Genomic DNA, 16,193 nt, shown 5'->3' on the forward strand with positions numbered 1-16,193 from the left:
GCTGTGCACTGTATAGAGCACGCCCCCAAATGCAAAGGAGCGGGGGCGTCGAGCAATGGTCAAACCACTCCTCGACACCACCCACCCCTGAGCAAGGCGCCTAGCCGATCATTTAACGCTCCAGCAGGATCCGCAGCATGCGCCGCAGCGGCTCGGCCGCACCCCATAGCAACTGGTCACCCACGGTGAACGCACCGAGGTACTGCGAGCCCATATTGAGTTTGCGCAGACGCCCGACCGGTACGCTCAGGGTCCCCGTCACAGCCGTCGGACCCAGCTCGCGGATGCTCGCTTCACGCTGGTTCGGCACCAGCTTGACCCAGGGGTTGTGCTGGCTGATCAAGCCTTCGATGTCCGACAGCGGCACATCCTTGTTCAGCTTGATGGTCAGCGCCTGGCTGTGGCAGCGCATGGCGCCGATGCGCACGCACAGGCCGTCGACCGGGATCGGGTTCTTGAAGCGGCCGAGGATCTTGTTGGTTTCCGCCTGCCCTTTCCACTCTTCACGGCTCTGGCCGTTCGGCAGTTCCTTGTCGATATAAGGAATCAGGCTGCCAGCCAGGGGCACGCCGAAGTTGTCGACTGGGAACGACTCACCGCGCATGGCTTCGGCTACTTTGCGGTCGATATCCAGAATGGCGCTGGCCGGGTCAGCCAGTTCATCGGCTACCGAGGCGTTGATCGCGCCCATCTGCTTGATCAGCTCGCGCATGTTCTGCGCGCCGGCACCAGAAGCCGCCTGATAGGTCATGGCACTCATCCACTCGACCAGACCAGCCTCGTACAGACCGCCCAGGGCCATCAGCATCAGGCTGACGGTGCAGTTGCCGCCGATATAGTTCTTGGTGCCGGCATCGAGCTGCTGATCGATCACCTTGCGGTTGACCGGATCAAGCACGATGACCGAGCTGTCGTCCATGCGCAGCGACGAGGCGGCGTCGATCCAGTAACCCTGCCAGCCGGCTTCGCGCAGCTTGGGGAAGACTTCGCTGGTGTAGTCGCCACCTTGGCAGGTGAGAATAACGTCCAGGCTTTTCAGCTCGTCAATGCTGTAGGCGTCCTTCAAAGGCGCCGTTTCCTTGCCAATCGCAGGGCCTTGGCCGCCAACATTGGAGGTGGTGAAGAACACCGGCTCGATCAAGTCGAAGTCCTGCTCTTCCAGCATGCGTTGCATCAGCACGGAACCGACCATGCCGCGCCAACCGATCAGACCTACACGTTTCATAACCACTACACCTATATAAGCTGACCGCCGGAACCCTCCGGCGGGCCAAGAAGATTACAGACTACGCAACGCTTCGACTACTGCATCGCCCATCGCCGCCGTGCCGACCTTGGTCGTACCGGCGCTATAGATGTCGCCGGTACGCAGGCCTTGATCCAGCACCTTGCTCACGGCCAGTTCGATAGCATCGGCTGCAGCCGTCTGATTGAAGCTGTAACGCAACATCATCGATACCGACAGAATGGTCGCCAGCGGGTTGGCAATGCCTTGCCCGGCAATATCCGGCGCGCTGCCGTGGCACGGCTCGTACATGCCTTTGTTGTTGGCATCCAGGGACGCCGACGGCAGCATGCCGATGGAGCCGGTGAGCATCGAGGCCTCATCCGAAAGAATGTCGCCGAACATATTGTCGGTGACCATCACGTCGAACTGCTTCGGCGCGCGCACCAGTTGCATGGCGGCGTTGTCGACGTACATGTGGCTCAGTTCGACGTCCGGGTAGTCCTTGGCCACTTCGATCACCACGGCGCGCCACAGCTGGCTGGAGGCCAGGACGTTGGCTTTGTCCACCGAGCAGAGCTTCTTGCCGCGCACGCGGGCCATGTCGAAGCCGACACGGGCGATACGGCGAATTTCACTCTCGCTGTACGGCAGGGTGTCGTAGGCCATGCGCTCGCCGTTTTCCAGCACCTTGCTCTCGCGCGGCTGGCCGAAATAGATGCCGCCGGTCAGCTCACGCACGATCAGAATGTCCAGACCCGCGACGATTTCGCGTTTGAGGCTGGAGGCATCGGCCAGTTGCGGGTAGAGAATCGCCGGACGCAGGTTGCCGAACAGCCCCAGCTGCGAGCGAATCTTCAGCAGGCCGCGCTCCGGACGGATCGCTGGGTCAATGGCGTCCCACTTAGGGCCACCGACAGCGCCGAGTAGAATGGCATCGGCGGCCTTGGCACGGGCCAGAGTTTCATCGGCCAGCGGCACGCCATAACGGTCGATGGCCGCACCACCGAGGTCATCGAAGCTCAGCTCGAAACCCAGGTTGTACTTATCATTGGCCAGGTTCAGCACCTTGACCGCTTCGGCCATGATTTCCGGGCCAATACCGTCGCCGGGGAGAATCAGAATCTGCTTACTCATTGCATCCTCATCAAACCGTAGGGTGCGCCGTGCGCACCAATTAAATAGTGAGTCGTTCGGTGCGCACAGCCTAGGCGGGCCCGCACACCCTACTTGATTGCGCCGAACAGCCAGGGGCTGCGCTGCTGATAGGTGGTTTCAAAGGTCTTGATCGCGTCGCTGTCCTGCAGGGTCAGGCCGATATCGTCCAGGCCATTGAGCAGGCAGTGCTTGCGGAAAGCATCGACCTCGAAGCTGTACTGCACGCCATCCGGGCGGGTCACGGTTTGCCCGGCCAGGTCGACAGTCAGCTGGTAGCCAACCGTGGCTTCGGCCTGCTGAAACAGCGCATCGACCTCGTCTTCGTTGAGGATGATCGGCAGCAGACCATTCTTGAAGCTGTTGTTGAAGAAGATATCGGCAAAGCTCGGCGCGATGATCGTACGAAAACCGTACTCCTCAAGCGCCCAGGGCGCGTGCTCGCGGGATGAACCACAACCGAAGTTTTCCCGCGCCAGCAGCACGCTGGCGCCCTGATAACGCGGGAAGTTGAGTACGAAGTCCTGGTTCACCGGACGCTTGGAGTTGTCCTGATTGGGCTGGCCGACATCATGGTAGCGCCACTCATCGAACAGGTTCGGGCCAAAGCCGGTGCGCTTGATCGACTTCAAGAACTGCTTGGGGATGATCTGGTCCGTGTCGACGTTGGCCCGATCCAGTGGAGCGACCAGGCCGGTGTGTTGAGTAAAGGCTTTCATCGTCAGCTCCTTAGGCCTGGATCAATTCGCGCACATCGATAAAGCGACCGGTCACCGCCGCGGCGGCGGCCATCGCCGGGCTGACCAGGTGAGTACGCCCACCGGCGCCCTGGCGGCCCTCGAAGTTGCGGTTGGAGGTGGAGGCGCAATGCTCGCCACTGCCGAGTTTGTCCGGGTTCATCGCCAGGCACATGGAGCAGCCCGGCTCGCGCCATTCAAAACCGGCTTCAATAAAGATGTGGTGCAAACCTTCTTTCTCCGCCTGGGCTTTGACCAAGCCGGAGCCCGGCACCACCATTGCCTGCTTGATGGTGCTGGCGACCTTGCGGCCCTTGGCCACTTCAGCGGCGGCGCGCAAATCTTCGATGCGCGAGTTGGTGCAGGAGCCGATAAATACCCGATCCAGCTGGATATCGGTGATCGCCTGATTGGCCTGCAAGCCCATGTATTTCAGGGCGCGGGTAATCGAATCCTTCTTCACCGGGTCGTTTTCGGCGGCCGGATCCGGCACATTCTGGTCAACCGCCAGAACCATTTCAGGCGAAGTGCCCCAGCTAACCTGCGGCTTGATGTCTTCGGCGCGCAGCTCAACCACGGTGTCGAAATGCGCATCGGCGTCGGACACCAGATCTTGCCACTGCGCCACAGCCTTGGCCCAATCTGCGCCCTTGGGTGCGAACGGGCGGCCTTCGACGTAGGCGATGGTTTTCTCATCTACCGCCACCAGGCCAACACGGGCACCGGCTTCGATGGACATGTTGCAGATGGTCATGCGCCCTTCCAGGGACAGTTCGCGGATCGCACTACCGGCGAACTCCAACGCGTGACCGTTGCCACCGGCAGTACCGATCTTGCCAATTATCGCAAGGACGATGTCCTTGGCTGTGACGCCGAACGGCAGCTTGCCTTCAACACGCACTTGCATGTTCTTCATTTTCTTCGCCACCAGACACTGGGTGGCGAGCACGTGCTCGACCTCCGAGGTGCCGATGCCATGGGCCAGCGCACCGAATGCACCATGGGTCGAAGTGTGCGAATCGCCGCAGACCACGGTCATGCCCGGCAGGGTGGCGCCCTGCTCCGGGCCGACGACGTGGACGATGCCCTGGCGGATATCGTTCATCTTGAACTCAAGGATGCCGAAGTCATCGCAGTTCTCGTCCAGGGTTTGCACCTGAATGCGCGACACTTCATCGGCGATGGCTTCCAGGCCACCCTGACGCTCGGCCTTGGTGGTCGGCACGTTGTGATCCGGGGTGGCGATGTTGGCGTCGATGCGCCAAGGCTTGCGACCCGCCAGGCGCAGCCCTTCGAAAGCCTGGGGCGAGGTCACTTCGTGAAGGATATGCCGGTCGATGTAGATCAGCGACGAGCCATCGTCGCGGCGCTTCACTTCGTGCATTTCCCAGAGCTTGTCGTACAGCGTTTTGCCGGCCATCAGCGGGTCCTCATCAGCGTATTTCTATGCCTGGGCGAATAGCCCTTTGGCTTATGGGGTAATCCTATGGGTGCTAGTGAAATTACTCAAATTCATATTTTTTATTCAAAGGATTCCTGGTAGGAATAGAGCACCTTCATCACAGCGCGCACTCGACCATGGACCTCGCCACACTCAAAGCCTTTATCGCCATCGCCGAGCTGGGCAGTTTTTCCGAGGCAGCTGAACGTCTGCACCTGACCCAGCCGGCCGTCAGCAAACGCATCGCCAGCCTGGAGCAGCAACTTGATGTGCGCCTGTTCGACCGCCTGGGCCGCGAGGTGGGCTTGACCGAGGCCGGCCGCGCCCTGCAGCCGCGGGCTTACCAGATTCTCAATGTGCTCGATGATACGCGCCGTGCACTGACCAACCTGAATGGCGAGATCAGCGGTCGCCTGACATTGGCCACCAGCCACCATATTGGCCTGCACCGCTTGCCACCGTTGCTGCGCGCCTTCACCCGGGCGCACCCGCAAGTGGCGCTGGATATCCAGTTCCTCGACTCCGAGGTGGCTTATGAAGAAGTCCTGCATGGCCGCGCCGAGCTGGCGGTGATCACCTTGGCTCCGGAAACCCGCGAGCCGGTGCATGCGGTGGCCGTGTGGGACGACCCCCTGGATTTCGTCGCTGCCCCCGAACATCCGCTGGCCCGCGCCGCCTCGATCAGCCTGGCCGATGTCGCCCAACACCCGGCCGTATTTCCCGGTGGCAACACCTTCACCCACCATATCGTTCGGCGCCTGTTCGAGGCTCAGGGCCTGAGCCCGAATATCGCCATGAGCACCAATTACCTGGAGACCATCAAGATGATGGTTTCCATTGGCCTGGCCTGGAGTGTGCTGCCGCGCACCATGCTCGATGAACAAGTCGCGCGTCTGCCTCTACCCGGCATCCAGTTGCGGCGGCAACTGGGCTACATTTCGCATACCGAGCGAACCCTGTCGAATGCAGCTCGCGCATTTATGCGCTTGCTCGATGAGCATGCCGATTGTCTTGCACAGGCGCCGACACCGGGGCTAACGTGAGGCCATAACGATAAGAAAGGCCCCCACGATGCATGCACACTTTCCCTATGCCCGGGTTCGACAGCCACTGCGCGCAGAAAGGTATGGCCATGGCCAATTCCAGTGACACCCCACCACTGCCCCATATTCCCGCGCTCGACCCTGCGGCATTCGAGCAAAGCTGGGGGGACGCCCCTCGCCTGCTGGCGGCGCTCAATGGCGCCCACCTGGGCGCCTGGTTCTGGGATGTGGACAGCGGCCGGGTAAGCTGGTCCCGTGGCGCGCAGGCGCTTTTCGGGCTGGATGCTGCACAGCCGCTGACCGAGACGGTCGATTATATCGCCCTTATTCCGGAAGACGAGCGCACCGAAGTCCTGGAGAAATTCCAGGCAGTGCTGCGGGGTGAACCCACGCCAATTCCCCTGCAGCATCGCATTCGCTGGCCCGACGGTAGCCTGCATTGGCTGGAAATCAGCGGCAGCCTGCAAACGATGCAAGACGGCAAGGCGCAGATGTTCGGGGTAATCCGCGACATCACCGCACAGCAAGAACGCGCCCAGGCGCTGCAGAACTCCGAGCAACGCTTTGCTGACCTGTTCAATCTGAGCCCCGACGTGATGCTTCTGGTGAAGTACGACTCCGGGGTTATCGTTGAGGCCAACCGTAACTTCAGCAGCACATTTGGCTGGTCGACCCAAGAGGTCCTCGGTCGCACCACGCTGGAGCTGGATATCTGGGTGCATACGTCACAGCGTGACCAGTTACGACGAACCATTCTCGACAGCGCAGAACCCGTACTGCAGGAAGTGCAACTGCGCGCCAAAGACCAGCGCGTGCTGGACGGGGTAATGTCCAGCCAATACATCACCCTCGATGGCCAGGGCCATATTCTCAGCTCGTTTCTCGACACCACTGAGCGTAAGCGCGCCGAAGAAGCCCTGCGCATCAGTGAGGAAAAATTCTGCCAGGCGTTCAAGCATACTCCCGATGCAGTGGTGATCACGGAAAAGGCCACGGGGCGCTTCATCGAGATCAACGCCGGTTTCGAGCGACAATTCGGTTGGAGCAGCGCCGAAACACTGGGCCGCACATCCCTGGAAATGGGCTTATGGACGGACCCTGGCGACCGCCTGCGCATGCTCGACGCCATCGACCGAGACGCTCTGGACGCGCTCGAAGTGCGCATGTTCAGGCGCGATGGCAGCCTGAGCAGCAACCTTATGGCAGGGGGTGAGATCGAACTGGACGGGCGCACTTGCCTGGTCCTGACGGTACGCGACATCACCCGTCAGCGCGCTCAGGAGCGCGCTCTACAGGAGAGCCAGGAGCGCCTCACCCTGGCCCTGGAGTCCGCCGACCTGGGCACCTGGGAATGGCATATCCCCAGCGATCAACTATTCGCCTCAGCGCGCGCCTCGTGCCTGCACGGCTTGGCCCAAACGCCCTATAACGGCGACTTTCGAACCTTCTTCGCCAATGTACCCATGGCCGATCGGCACGCCCTGCGCCAAGCCTACGACGAGTTGGTTCAGGGGGTTCGCCAGGATTACCAGGTGACCTACCGCACGCTGGATAACGAGCAGCACAGCCATTACTTGGAAAGCACGGCCAAACTGTATTGCGATGGCCAGGGCCAGCCTTTGCGCATGGCCGGCATTCTTACCGACATCACCGAGAGAGTGATTCGTCAGCAGCGTCTGAAGGACTCCGAAGAGAAGTTCATCACCCTGTTCCAGGCCAGCCCCGACCCAATTGCCGTTACCACTATCGATCAGGGCCAAATCCTGGAAATCAACCCGAGCTTCACCCAGGCCTTTGGCTGGCAACCTGCCGAGGCGATCGGGCGTAGCGTGCTGGACCTGAATTTCTGGGCAGACTTGCAGCAGCGCCCTGCACTCTACGCAAAATTCAAAGCCTGCCAGGGGCTCGACAATGAAGTGGCAGAATTTCGTGATCGCCAGGGTCGCACCTTTACCTGCGTGGTGTCCTGTCGACCGATCGAGGTCGCGGGCCAATCGTGCATTCTGACCACCTTTCGCGATATCACTGAGCGCCAACGAGCGGAGGCAGCGCTCAAGGCCAGTCAGGAGAAATTCTTCAAGGCCTTTCAGTCCAGCCCGGACGCCATCACCATTACCGAGCGTGATACCGGCCACTACCTGGAGGTCAACGAAGGCTTCACGCGACTGACCGGCTACTGCGCCGATGAAGTGCTCGGACGGACAGTCCACGAGTTGAATATCTGGGCCGATCCAAACCAACGCCAGTTGATCCTCGACACCCTGCAACGCGACGGCCGTGTCCATCACTTGGAAGTTATGGGCCGTGACCGTCATGGCGGTCTCCTGCACGTCGAGGTCTCGGTGGAGCAGATCGAACTCGACAACCAGGCCTGCCTGCTGCTGACCGCACGGGATATCAGCGCACTCAAGGCTGCCCAGGCTCAGGTGCAACATCTGGCCTATCACGATTCACTGACCAACCTGCCCAACCGCGCCCTGCTGATGGACCGCCTGACCCAGCAGATCTCCCTGCTCAAGCGTCATGAACTGCGCGGTGCCCTGCTATTTCTGGACCTGGACCATTTCAAACACATCAACGACTCGCTGGGTCATCCGGTCGGCGATGCCGTGCTCAAGCTGGTCACCGCACGCCTGGAAGCCAGCGTTCGCCTGGAAGACACGGTGGCCCGCCTGGGCGGCGATGAGTTCGTGGTGCTGCTCTCCGGCCTGGAAGGCCGGCGGGCCGATGTCACCCGCCAGGCCCGCAGCGTCGCGGAAAAACTGCGCAAGCTGCTGGCCGAACCCATGCTGTTTGACGGTCATCGCCTACAAGTGACGCCCAGCATCGGTATTGCCCTGATCCCCGACCACGGCGCCACTCCGGCCGACCTGCTCAAGCGCGCCGACATCGCGCTCTACCGCGCCAAGGACTCAGGCCGCAATACCATCGAGGTCTTTCGCAGCACCATGCAGGAAGCGGCCAGCGAACGCTTGCGCCTGGAGAACGACCTGCGTCTAGCCCTGGCCCGCGGTGAGTTCGAGCTGTATTTCCAGCCCCAGGTTGATGCCCGCAGTGGCCAGGTGATCGGCGCCGAAGCCCTGCTGCGCTGGCAGCACCCGAGCCTGGGGCAGCAGTCACCAGCCTCGTTCATTCACGTGCTCGAAGAAAGCGGGCTGATCCTGGAAGTGGGCGGCTGGGTCCTGGCCGAGGCCTGCCACGCCTGCGCAGAGTTGATTGGCGCGGGCCTGATCCATAAAACTGATTTCAGCCTCTGCGTGAACATCAGCCCGCGACAGTTCCGCCAGAGCGACTTCGTCGAGCGGGTCGAAAACAGCCTGCGCAGCAGCGCACTGCCGCCGGCCATGCTGAAACTGGAAATCACCGAAGGCATCGTCATTCAGAACATCGACGACACCATCGCCAAAATGAACCGCCTGAAGAAAGTGGGCGTCAGTTTCGCCATGGATGACTTCGGCACCGGTTACAGCTCGCTGACCTATCTCAAGCGCTTGCCGGTGGATGTATTGAAGATCGACCAGTCCTTCGTTCGCGATGCCACCCACGACGCCAACGATGCCGAGATCATCCGCGCCATCGTCGCCATGGCGCGCAGCCTCGGGCTATCGATGATTGCCGAAGGCGTGGAGCAGCAGGACCAACTGGACTTTCTCGAACAGCAAGGCTGCCATCTCTACCAGGGCTACCTGTTCAGCAAACCCCTGCCCCTGGGCGAGTTTCACGCATTGCTCGCGCATATGCGCCAGCGGCCGAGGCGGGACGGCTGAAACCAACGCGCCCCGCTCGATCTTCAGCGCTGCAGCGCCTCGACGATCTGCAGCGCGAGCCGCACCCGCTCGGCATTCGGGTAATTGCGATTGGCAAGTAGCACCAGACCGATGTCACGCGCCGGCAACAGCAGAACATAAGCAGCAAAACCATTGGTCGAACCGGTCTTGTTCAGGAGCAGATCACCTGCGGCCGGCATCGGCGTGGCGAAAGGTTCCACTGCCTGGGGCTGCAATGCCATCTCCGTGGAATTTCCGGCTTGCAGCTGCTGCAGACTGATGGGGTAGTCATAGCGCTCCCAACCCAGCGCCTGAGTCATGTCGCCAACCCGGTAATAACCTCGATGAGTGGCACTGATGGCCTGCGCCAACGGCCCAGCCAATCGGCTCGGCTGCAGGTTGGCCTCGATAAAACGCAGCATGTCGGCGCTGCTGGATTTCACCCCATAGGCCTCGCCATCAAGCATGCCCGGCTGCACGCGCACGGCCATGTTCTCGCGATAGCCCCAGGCATAGCGCGCCATCTGCTGCGGCGGCACCTGCACATAGCTTTCATTCATAGCCAATGGCGCGAGCACCTGCTCCTGCAATACCTGCGCAAAGGGCGCGCCGAGGCTGGCAGCCGCCAGATGACCGAACAGCCCAATGCTGGGGTTGGAATACAGCCGCTGGCTGCCGGCGGCGTAGGCTGGCTGCCAGTTCCGGTAGTAATCGAACATCTGTTGTCGACTGCTCACGCCATCCGGGAATTGCAGGGGCAAGCCCCCTGCGGTGTAAGTGGCCAACGCCAACAGGCTGATACGGTCGAAGGCGCTGCCGGACAAGGCTGGCAGGTGCTGACTGGCGGTATCGCTCAGGCGCAGCGCACCACTGGCTTGTGCATAGGCACCGAGGGTCGCGGTAAGCAGTTTACTGACCGAGCCCAGCTCGAACAGCGTGTGACGGTCTACGGGCGCGCCGCTTTCGAGGGAGGCAACGCCATACTCAAAGAAGTGCTGCTGCCCAGCGTGACTGATGGCCACAGCCATGCCGGGAATTGCATAGGTCTGCATAAGCGGGCGGATACGGCTATCGAGCTGGTCCTGCAGTGGGCTGGCAACGGCAGCTTGACTAGCAAGCCCCAGGCTAAGGGCAGCCAGCAGCAGGCGACGCGAAAAAGACATGATTATTCCTGGTCATTTTATCGGTGGCAGGCAGGCTGGGCGCTAGCGCTCCTGGCTCCGCATAGCGAAAGGGTACCAGCCAGTTGCCTGATTACGAACCCTGGGCATTTAGGTTTACCCCATAGGCCTGACCATCTGCGCAAACGAAAACGGCACCCCGTGGGGTGCCGCTTTCAATCGCCTGGAAGCGCTTTAGCCCTGCAGGGCCGGCCGGGCGCCTTCGATGGGAATGCGCTTGGCCTTGGCCTCTTCCGGTACGATCCGCACCAGGTCGATATTCAGCAGGCCATTGACCAGGCTGGCGGATTTGACCTCGATATGGTCCGCGAGGCGGAACGACAGCTTGAACGCACGCTGGGCGATGCCCTGGTACAGGTAAGTGACGTTTTCGCTCGCGTCACTGCGCTTGCCGCCAGTAACGGTCAGTACACCGCGCTCGACCTGCAGGTCCAGGTCGTCGTCCTGGAAGCCAGCGGCAGCTACGACAATCCGGTACTGGTCGTCAGCATGCTTCTCGACGTTGTAGGGTGGGTAGCTGCTGCCGCTTTCATTGCGCATGGCCGACTCGAACAGGTCATTGAAACGGTCGAAGCCAATCGACTGGCGGAACAGCGGGGTCATGGAAAATGCAGTGCTCATGATGTTCTCCTGGTTTCTCAGCGAGTGATTAGGGGACCCGACTTCGGCATCCCACAGCAGTGAAAATGTGGACCGCGAAGCACATTTCAAGCGCCTGAAAAAATTTCTTACAGGGAGCGATTCGATGCACAAGGTCATGCTGATTACCGGCGCCAGTCGCGGCATTGGTGCCGCCACCGCCAGGCTGGCAGCAGCCCAGGGCTATGCGCTGTGCCTGAACTACCAACGGCAACAGGCGGCGGCCGAGGCGCTGGTGAGCGAGATCACCCAGGCCGGCGGCCAGGCCATTGCCGTACAGGCCGATGTAGCCGATGAAGATCAGGTGAAGCGGCTATTTGCCCGCCTTGATCAACACTTTGGCCGCCTTGATGTGCTGGTCAACAACGCCGGAATCCTGGAAACCCAAATGCGCCTGGAGCAGATGGACCTGGCGCGCTGGCAGCGAGTATTCGCCACCAATGTATTTGGCAGCTTTCTCTGCTGCCGTGAGGCGATCAAGCGCATGTCGGCTCGTCAGGGCGGTAACGGCGGCGCTATCGTCAATGTCTCATCGATTGCCGCACGGCTCGGCGCGCCAGGGGAATATATCGACTACGCCGCCGCCAAAGGCGCAATTGACAGTATGACCCTGGGTCTGGCCAAGGAAACCGCCGCCGAAGGGATCAGGGTCAACGCGGTGCGCCCAGGCGTGATCGACACCGAAATTCATACCAGCGGCGGTGAACCAGGGCGGGTTGCCCGCGTCAGCCAGAACGTCCCCATGGGTCGTGGCGGCCTGACCAGCGAAGTGGCCGAGGCCATTCTCTGGCTCGCCAGCGAGCAGGCGTCCTATACCAGCGGGGCGCTGCTGGATGTCGGCGGCGGGCGCTGAAACACGTAGGGTGGATGACGCTTTTTCATCCACCATGTGTCGAGGTCATGGTGGATCGGTACAGCGTGATCCACCCTACGAACTACTTGCTAGGCGCTCGCCTGCTCGGCGCGCTCAGAGCCGATAAAGTCGATGCCGAGCAAGCTGTCAATGCGCAGGCAGTCGTTTTCGCGGCGTAACAGGTTGAACAGCTCGGTGGCCTCGGGGTAGCTGCGGGTCAGCATGGCCAGCCACTGTTTGAGACGACCGGGCGCATAACGCGGCGAGATCTTGCGCCGTGCCTGCAACCAGAAGTCTGCCAGCAGGGGCTGCAGCTCGGCCCAGGTCATCGGCACAACGGGCTGCCCTGCCCGCGCGACTGCGATCTGTCGGGCCAGATCCGGCCGGGCGACCAAACCACGCCCAAGCATGAAGTCGTCAACACCACTGACCTCACGGCACCGTCGCCAGTCATCCAGTGTCCAGACCTCACCATTGGCATACACAGGCACCTTCACCACCTCCTGCACCCGCGCCACCCACTCCCAATGAGCCGGTGGCTTGTAGCCTTCGACCTTGGTCCGCGCGTGCACGACGATTTGCGCTGCGCCGCCTTCGGCCAGCGCCTGGGCACAGGCCAGGGCGTAGTCCTTGTGATCGAAACCCAGGCGCATCTTCGCCGTTACCGGCACCTGAGCAGGCACCGCACGGCGCACTTCACGAACGATGGCATGGAGCAGTTCGGGCTCCTTGAGCAACACCGCGCCGCCCCGCGACTTGTTGACCGTTTTCGCCGGGCAGCCGAAGTTGAGATCGATCACCGGTGCCCCAAGGGTGCAGGCGTAGGCCGCGTTATCGGCCAGGCAGGCGGGGTCAGAACCGAGAAACTGCACCCGCACCGGCGTGCCGGCGGCGGTTTGCGCACCACTGAACAACTCGGGAGCGAGCTTCTGGTAACTGCTGGCCGGCAGCACCCGCTCGGTGACACGAATGAACTCGGTGACACACCAATCGATGCCGCCCACCCGGGTCAGCACATCGCGCAGGATTTCATCGACCAACCCTTCCATGGGGGCCAAGGCGATCTGCATACAGAAGTCTCTCGAAGGGGTTGAAGCGCGGGGAACGCAAAGGGGGTTGGGGTCTGTTGCCGTTTCGTCACAAGCCGCGAACGAAACGGTAACAGACCCTAGTGTAAACACCGCACTGTCAGCAGGGAACGCCCAAAGTGGGTATGGGTCAAAGCCGTATCCAGCCAGGAGAGCAACCGCCATGCTCCGTACCGCTTTGTCCTGCTGCCTGCTGATAGCAGCCACCTGTAGCGCTGCGAGCGAGCCGCCACCTATACCTTTAGCCCAAGACCCCGTGCCTGCTCAGAGCGCTCGCCTGCTGCTCAGCCGCGACGCCAACGCCCCCACTGCCTGCGATGTCGAAGTGTTGCTGGGAGAGCGGCAAATCGTGACCCTGGCCTTGGATACGCACACCGAACTGGAGTTGCCGCCAGGCGAATATGCCACTCAACTGCGTCTGTCACGCGCGGGCTACTGCGGCACCCTGAACCTGGGTAGCAATCAGTCGATCCTGATCAACCCAGGCGAGCGCCGCCACCTGCAGGTAATCTACAACGACGATGGACTGTTCCTCGCCCCGGCCGACGGTTAGCTCGGTTGTAGCGCCCGACCGTACCCCTCGACAAACTCGGCGGGCATGCGCTTCGGTCGGCCGCTCGATAATTCGATGCAGACAAAGGTCGTCCTGGCCCGCAGTAGAGTCACGCCATCCTCGGGGCGCACTAACTGAAAACAGCGATCCATTTTCAGACGCTGATCCGATTCGACGATCCAGGTCGCCATCTGCAGCGCCTGCCCCTCATAGGCACTAGCCAGGTAGTCGATCTCGTGACGCACTACGGCCATCGCCCGGTCAAGACGTCGGTACTCGGCCAGGTCCAGCCCTAGAAACTGCGAATGACGCCAGGCGCAGCGCTCCAGCCAACTGACATAGACCGCGTTGTTGGCGTGGCCAAGGCCGTCGATGTCATCGGCAGTCACCTCAATATCGATGACGAAAGGTGTGGCGAGGTCCCAGTTCATGCAGGCTCCGTTGGCTCACCAACAAGCAGGCGAGCAAAAAAGATAAGGTCGTCGTCAAAGCGCCATGCCGTGATTAAACCAGCCCAGCCAAGGCTTGTCGGCCCCTTATGGTATTGGCGCAGCCTATAGCTATCGCGCGCGCCAGATGCGGGCGATAATGTTTATCAACGACATGTCGCCTTCCGCTTGAGAATACCCTGTGCATGTAGCCGTCCGCATTCTGCTGCTGGTATGCCTGCCCCTGCTCGCCCAGGCGGGGCAACTGAGCGCACCACTGGCCGGAGAGCGCCTACTACCTGGTCCGTTTATGCAGGTGTGGGAAGACCGTAGCGGCCAAGCAGAAATGCCTCAGGTGCGCGCCCTGCCCGCATCGGCCTGGCAACCGGTAGCACGCCGCGATGCCAGCTTTGGCTATAGCAGAAGCGCCTTCTGGCTGCGGCTGAACGTGCACAATCCAGCCCCACAGGCGGGTGACTGGATACTGCTGGTCGGCAACCCACTCCTCGACCAACTTGATGTCTATGGCCTCGACGACACACGCGTGTACCGCGCTGGCGACCAGCGCCCATTCGCCGAACGCTGGATTGCCCACCGTCAATTGGCTCTACCCCTGCACCTGCAAGCAGGCGAAACTCGCGAACTGCTGCTGCGCATGCGCAGCGAAGGCTCGGCCAACCTGAGCGCCAGCCTGATGAGCCGCGCCACCTTCGAACACCACGAACAGCGCCATTTACTGTTACAGGGGCTGTTCTTCGGCGCGCTGGCGGTGATGGTCATTTACAACCTGTCGATCTTCGTCATCACCCGCGACCGCAACTACCTCTGGTACAGCCTGTTCGTCAGCAGCTTCGCCCTCTATCAATTCATTCAGCTCGGCTTTGCCCTGCAGTGGCTGTGGCCAAACGCCCTGGCCTGGCACCAATTGAGCTTCCCGCTGAGCTCAGCCTTGGCGACCCTGATGGCGATCATCTTCACTTACGGCGTACTCGATCTGAAGCATTGCCATCGCCTGTACAGCTATACCTGCTGGGTGCTGACCATCGCCGCTGTGCTGGTGATCGGCATGGCGCTCATAGGCCCTTATCGGCTTGCCTTGATGGGCAGTTTCGCCTTGCTCGGAGCCTGTTCTATAGCCGCCTGGGGCGTGACTCTGCTGCGCTGGCGAGCGGGTTATCGACCGGCGCGCTTATTCGCACTTGGCTGGTCGATGCTGATCATTGCCAGCCTGTTCAGCATCCTCAGCGGCACTGGCATCCTGCCCTACTCGCTGGTCACCCTGCAGGCACAGCAGATCGGCAGTCTGGTGGAGTTGGTGATCTTCTCCATCGCCCTGGCCAGCCGCATTCGCGAAAGCCAGCAAGCCCAGGCTCTGGCTCAGGCCCAGTTGTTCGATAAGGAGCGCCAATTACGCCAGGAACAGGAGCGCAGCCTGTCCCTGCAGCGGCGCACCAACGAACAGCTGGAGCAGCGCGTTACCGAGCGCACCCGCGAGCTGGAACAGGCCATGCAAGCACTGGCCAGCGCCAATCAACAGCTCAATGAGCAGAACCGTCGCGACAGCCTGACCGGCCTGCTCAACCGCATGACCTTCAACAACGAACTCGACCGCGCTCTGGCCCGCGCCACCCGCAGCCAAACCTCGGTCGCCATCCTGATGATGGATCTGGACTTCTTCAAACAGGTCAATGACCACTACGGTCACCTGGCTGGCGACGCCTGTTTGCAGCACACCGCCTGGCGACTGGAGCAACGCCTGCGTACAGGGGATTTGCTGGCACGCTTTGGCGGCGAGGAATTCGTCGCGCTGCTCGACCATACCAGTGCAGCGGGGGCCCAGGCACTTGCCGAGCAACTCTGCGAAGACCTGGCCGCACACCCCTGCCTGTATGACGGGCAGAGCATCGCCCTGAGCCTGAGCATTGGTGTCTGCGCCGGTATTCCGCGTAGTGCAACGCAGCGTGACCTGTACCTGCGCCGCGCCGACCAGGCCCTGTATCAAGCCAAAAGCGCTGGCCGTAACCGGGTCGAGCGTGCGCCCGCCCCGGCCCTGAACGAGACCTGAGCGCCGCAGGCAGCGGAA

General features: G+C 61.5%; 13 protein-coding genes. 5 read left to right on the forward strand and 8 right to left on the reverse strand.

What is annotated here, in order from left to right:
* Positions 1–112: 112 nt before the first annotated feature.
* From asd to leuC, 4 genes are all read right to left on the reverse strand, one after another.
* Entirely contained in the window at positions 113–1,225 is a 1,113-nt protein-coding gene (asd, locus tag BMW49_RS02955; protein WP_069521323.1) for an aspartate-semialdehyde dehydrogenase, read from the reverse strand.
* Between the two features lie 54 nt (positions 1,226–1,279).
* On the reverse strand, positions 1,280–2,362 hold the full coding sequence (leuB, locus tag BMW49_RS02960) for a 3-isopropylmalate dehydrogenase (protein WP_069521321.1): 1,083 nt from the start codon (positions 2,360–2,362) through the stop codon (positions 1,280–1,282).
* 89 nt (positions 2,363–2,451) lie between these two features.
* Positions 2,452–3,099: a 3-isopropylmalate dehydratase small subunit gene (gene leuD, locus BMW49_RS02965; protein WP_069521319.1), complete on the reverse strand. Its 648-nt coding sequence runs from the start codon at positions 3,097–3,099 to the stop codon at positions 2,452–2,454.
* 10 nt (positions 3,100–3,109) lie between these two features.
* A complete protein-coding gene (leuC, locus tag BMW49_RS02970) occupies positions 3,110–4,537 on the reverse strand; it encodes a 3-isopropylmalate dehydratase large subunit (RefSeq protein WP_069521317.1) in 1,428 nt (475 codons plus the stop codon).
* A gap of 158 nt (positions 4,538–4,695) precedes the next feature.
* Here leuC and BMW49_RS02975 point away from each other — a divergent pair, with 158 nt between their 5' ends.
* Together BMW49_RS02975 and BMW49_RS02980 are read left to right on the forward strand one after the other, a co-directional pair.
* Positions 4,696–5,601 carry a LysR family transcriptional regulator gene (locus BMW49_RS02975; RefSeq protein ID WP_069521315.1) on the forward strand — a complete coding sequence of 302 codons (906 nt, stop codon included), beginning with the start codon at positions 4,696–4,698 and terminating at the stop codon, positions 5,599–5,601.
* A gap of 89 nt (positions 5,602–5,690) precedes the next feature.
* Positions 5,691–9,368, forward strand: coding sequence for a bifunctional diguanylate cyclase/phosphodiesterase (locus BMW49_RS02980; RefSeq protein WP_069521358.1), 3,678 nt, complete (start codon positions 5,691–5,693; stop codon positions 9,366–9,368).
* Between the two features lie 23 nt (positions 9,369–9,391).
* Here the strand turns inward: BMW49_RS02980 and ampC are convergent, their stop codons facing one another.
* Positions 9,392–10,531 (reverse strand): class C beta-lactamase, encoded by a 1,140-nt coding sequence (gene ampC / locus BMW49_RS02985; RefSeq protein WP_069521313.1) that lies wholly within the window; start codon positions 10,529–10,531, stop codon positions 9,392–9,394.
* A gap of 192 nt (positions 10,532–10,723) precedes the next feature.
* Complete coding sequence (locus BMW49_RS02990) at positions 10,724–11,170, reverse strand: Hsp20 family protein (RefSeq protein WP_069521311.1); 447 nt, start codon at positions 11,168–11,170, stop codon at positions 10,724–10,726.
* 124 nt (positions 11,171–11,294) lie between these two features.
* Here BMW49_RS02990 and BMW49_RS02995 point away from each other — a divergent pair, with 124 nt between their 5' ends.
* Positions 11,295–12,041: an SDR family oxidoreductase gene (locus BMW49_RS02995; RefSeq protein ID WP_069521309.1), complete on the forward strand. Its 747-nt coding sequence runs from the start codon at positions 11,295–11,297 to the stop codon at positions 12,039–12,041.
* An 89-nt stretch (positions 12,042–12,130) separates the two neighbouring features.
* Here BMW49_RS02995 and BMW49_RS03000 read toward each other — a convergent pair whose 3' ends face one another.
* The gene (locus tag BMW49_RS03000) at positions 12,131–13,111 is read right to left on the reverse strand and encodes a tRNA dihydrouridine synthase (protein ID WP_069521307.1); all 981 of its coding nucleotides are present in this window, start codon (positions 13,109–13,111) and stop codon (positions 12,131–12,133) included.
* 274 nt (positions 13,112–13,385) lie between these two features.
* On the opposite strand from BMW49_RS03000, the gene BMW49_RS03005 reads away from it, so the two are divergent.
* Positions 13,386–13,682, forward strand: a complete 297-nt coding sequence (locus BMW49_RS03005) for a hypothetical protein (RefSeq protein ID WP_139133845.1) — start codon at positions 13,386–13,388, stop codon at positions 13,680–13,682.
* On the opposite strand, the gene BMW49_RS03010 is transcribed toward BMW49_RS03005, so the two are convergent.
* Complete coding sequence (locus tag BMW49_RS03010) at positions 13,679–14,113, reverse strand: acyl-CoA thioesterase (RefSeq protein WP_069521303.1); 435 nt, start codon at positions 14,111–14,113, stop codon at positions 13,679–13,681. The two genes, BMW49_RS03005 and BMW49_RS03010, sit on opposite strands and share 4 nt — an antisense overlap.
* A 199-nt stretch (positions 14,114–14,312) precedes the next feature.
* On the opposite strand from BMW49_RS03010, the gene BMW49_RS03015 reads away from it, so the two are divergent.
* A complete protein-coding gene (locus tag BMW49_RS03015; RefSeq protein ID WP_244168301.1) occupies positions 14,313–16,175 on the forward strand; it encodes a diguanylate cyclase in 1,863 nt (620 codons plus the stop codon).
* The last annotated feature ends 18 nt before the right edge of the window (positions 16,176–16,193 follow it).

Source organism: Pseudomonas cuatrocienegasensis (assembly GCF_900110925.1).
GTDB lineage: Bacteria > Pseudomonadota > Gammaproteobacteria > Pseudomonadales > Pseudomonadaceae > Aquipseudomonas > Aquipseudomonas cuatrocienegasensis.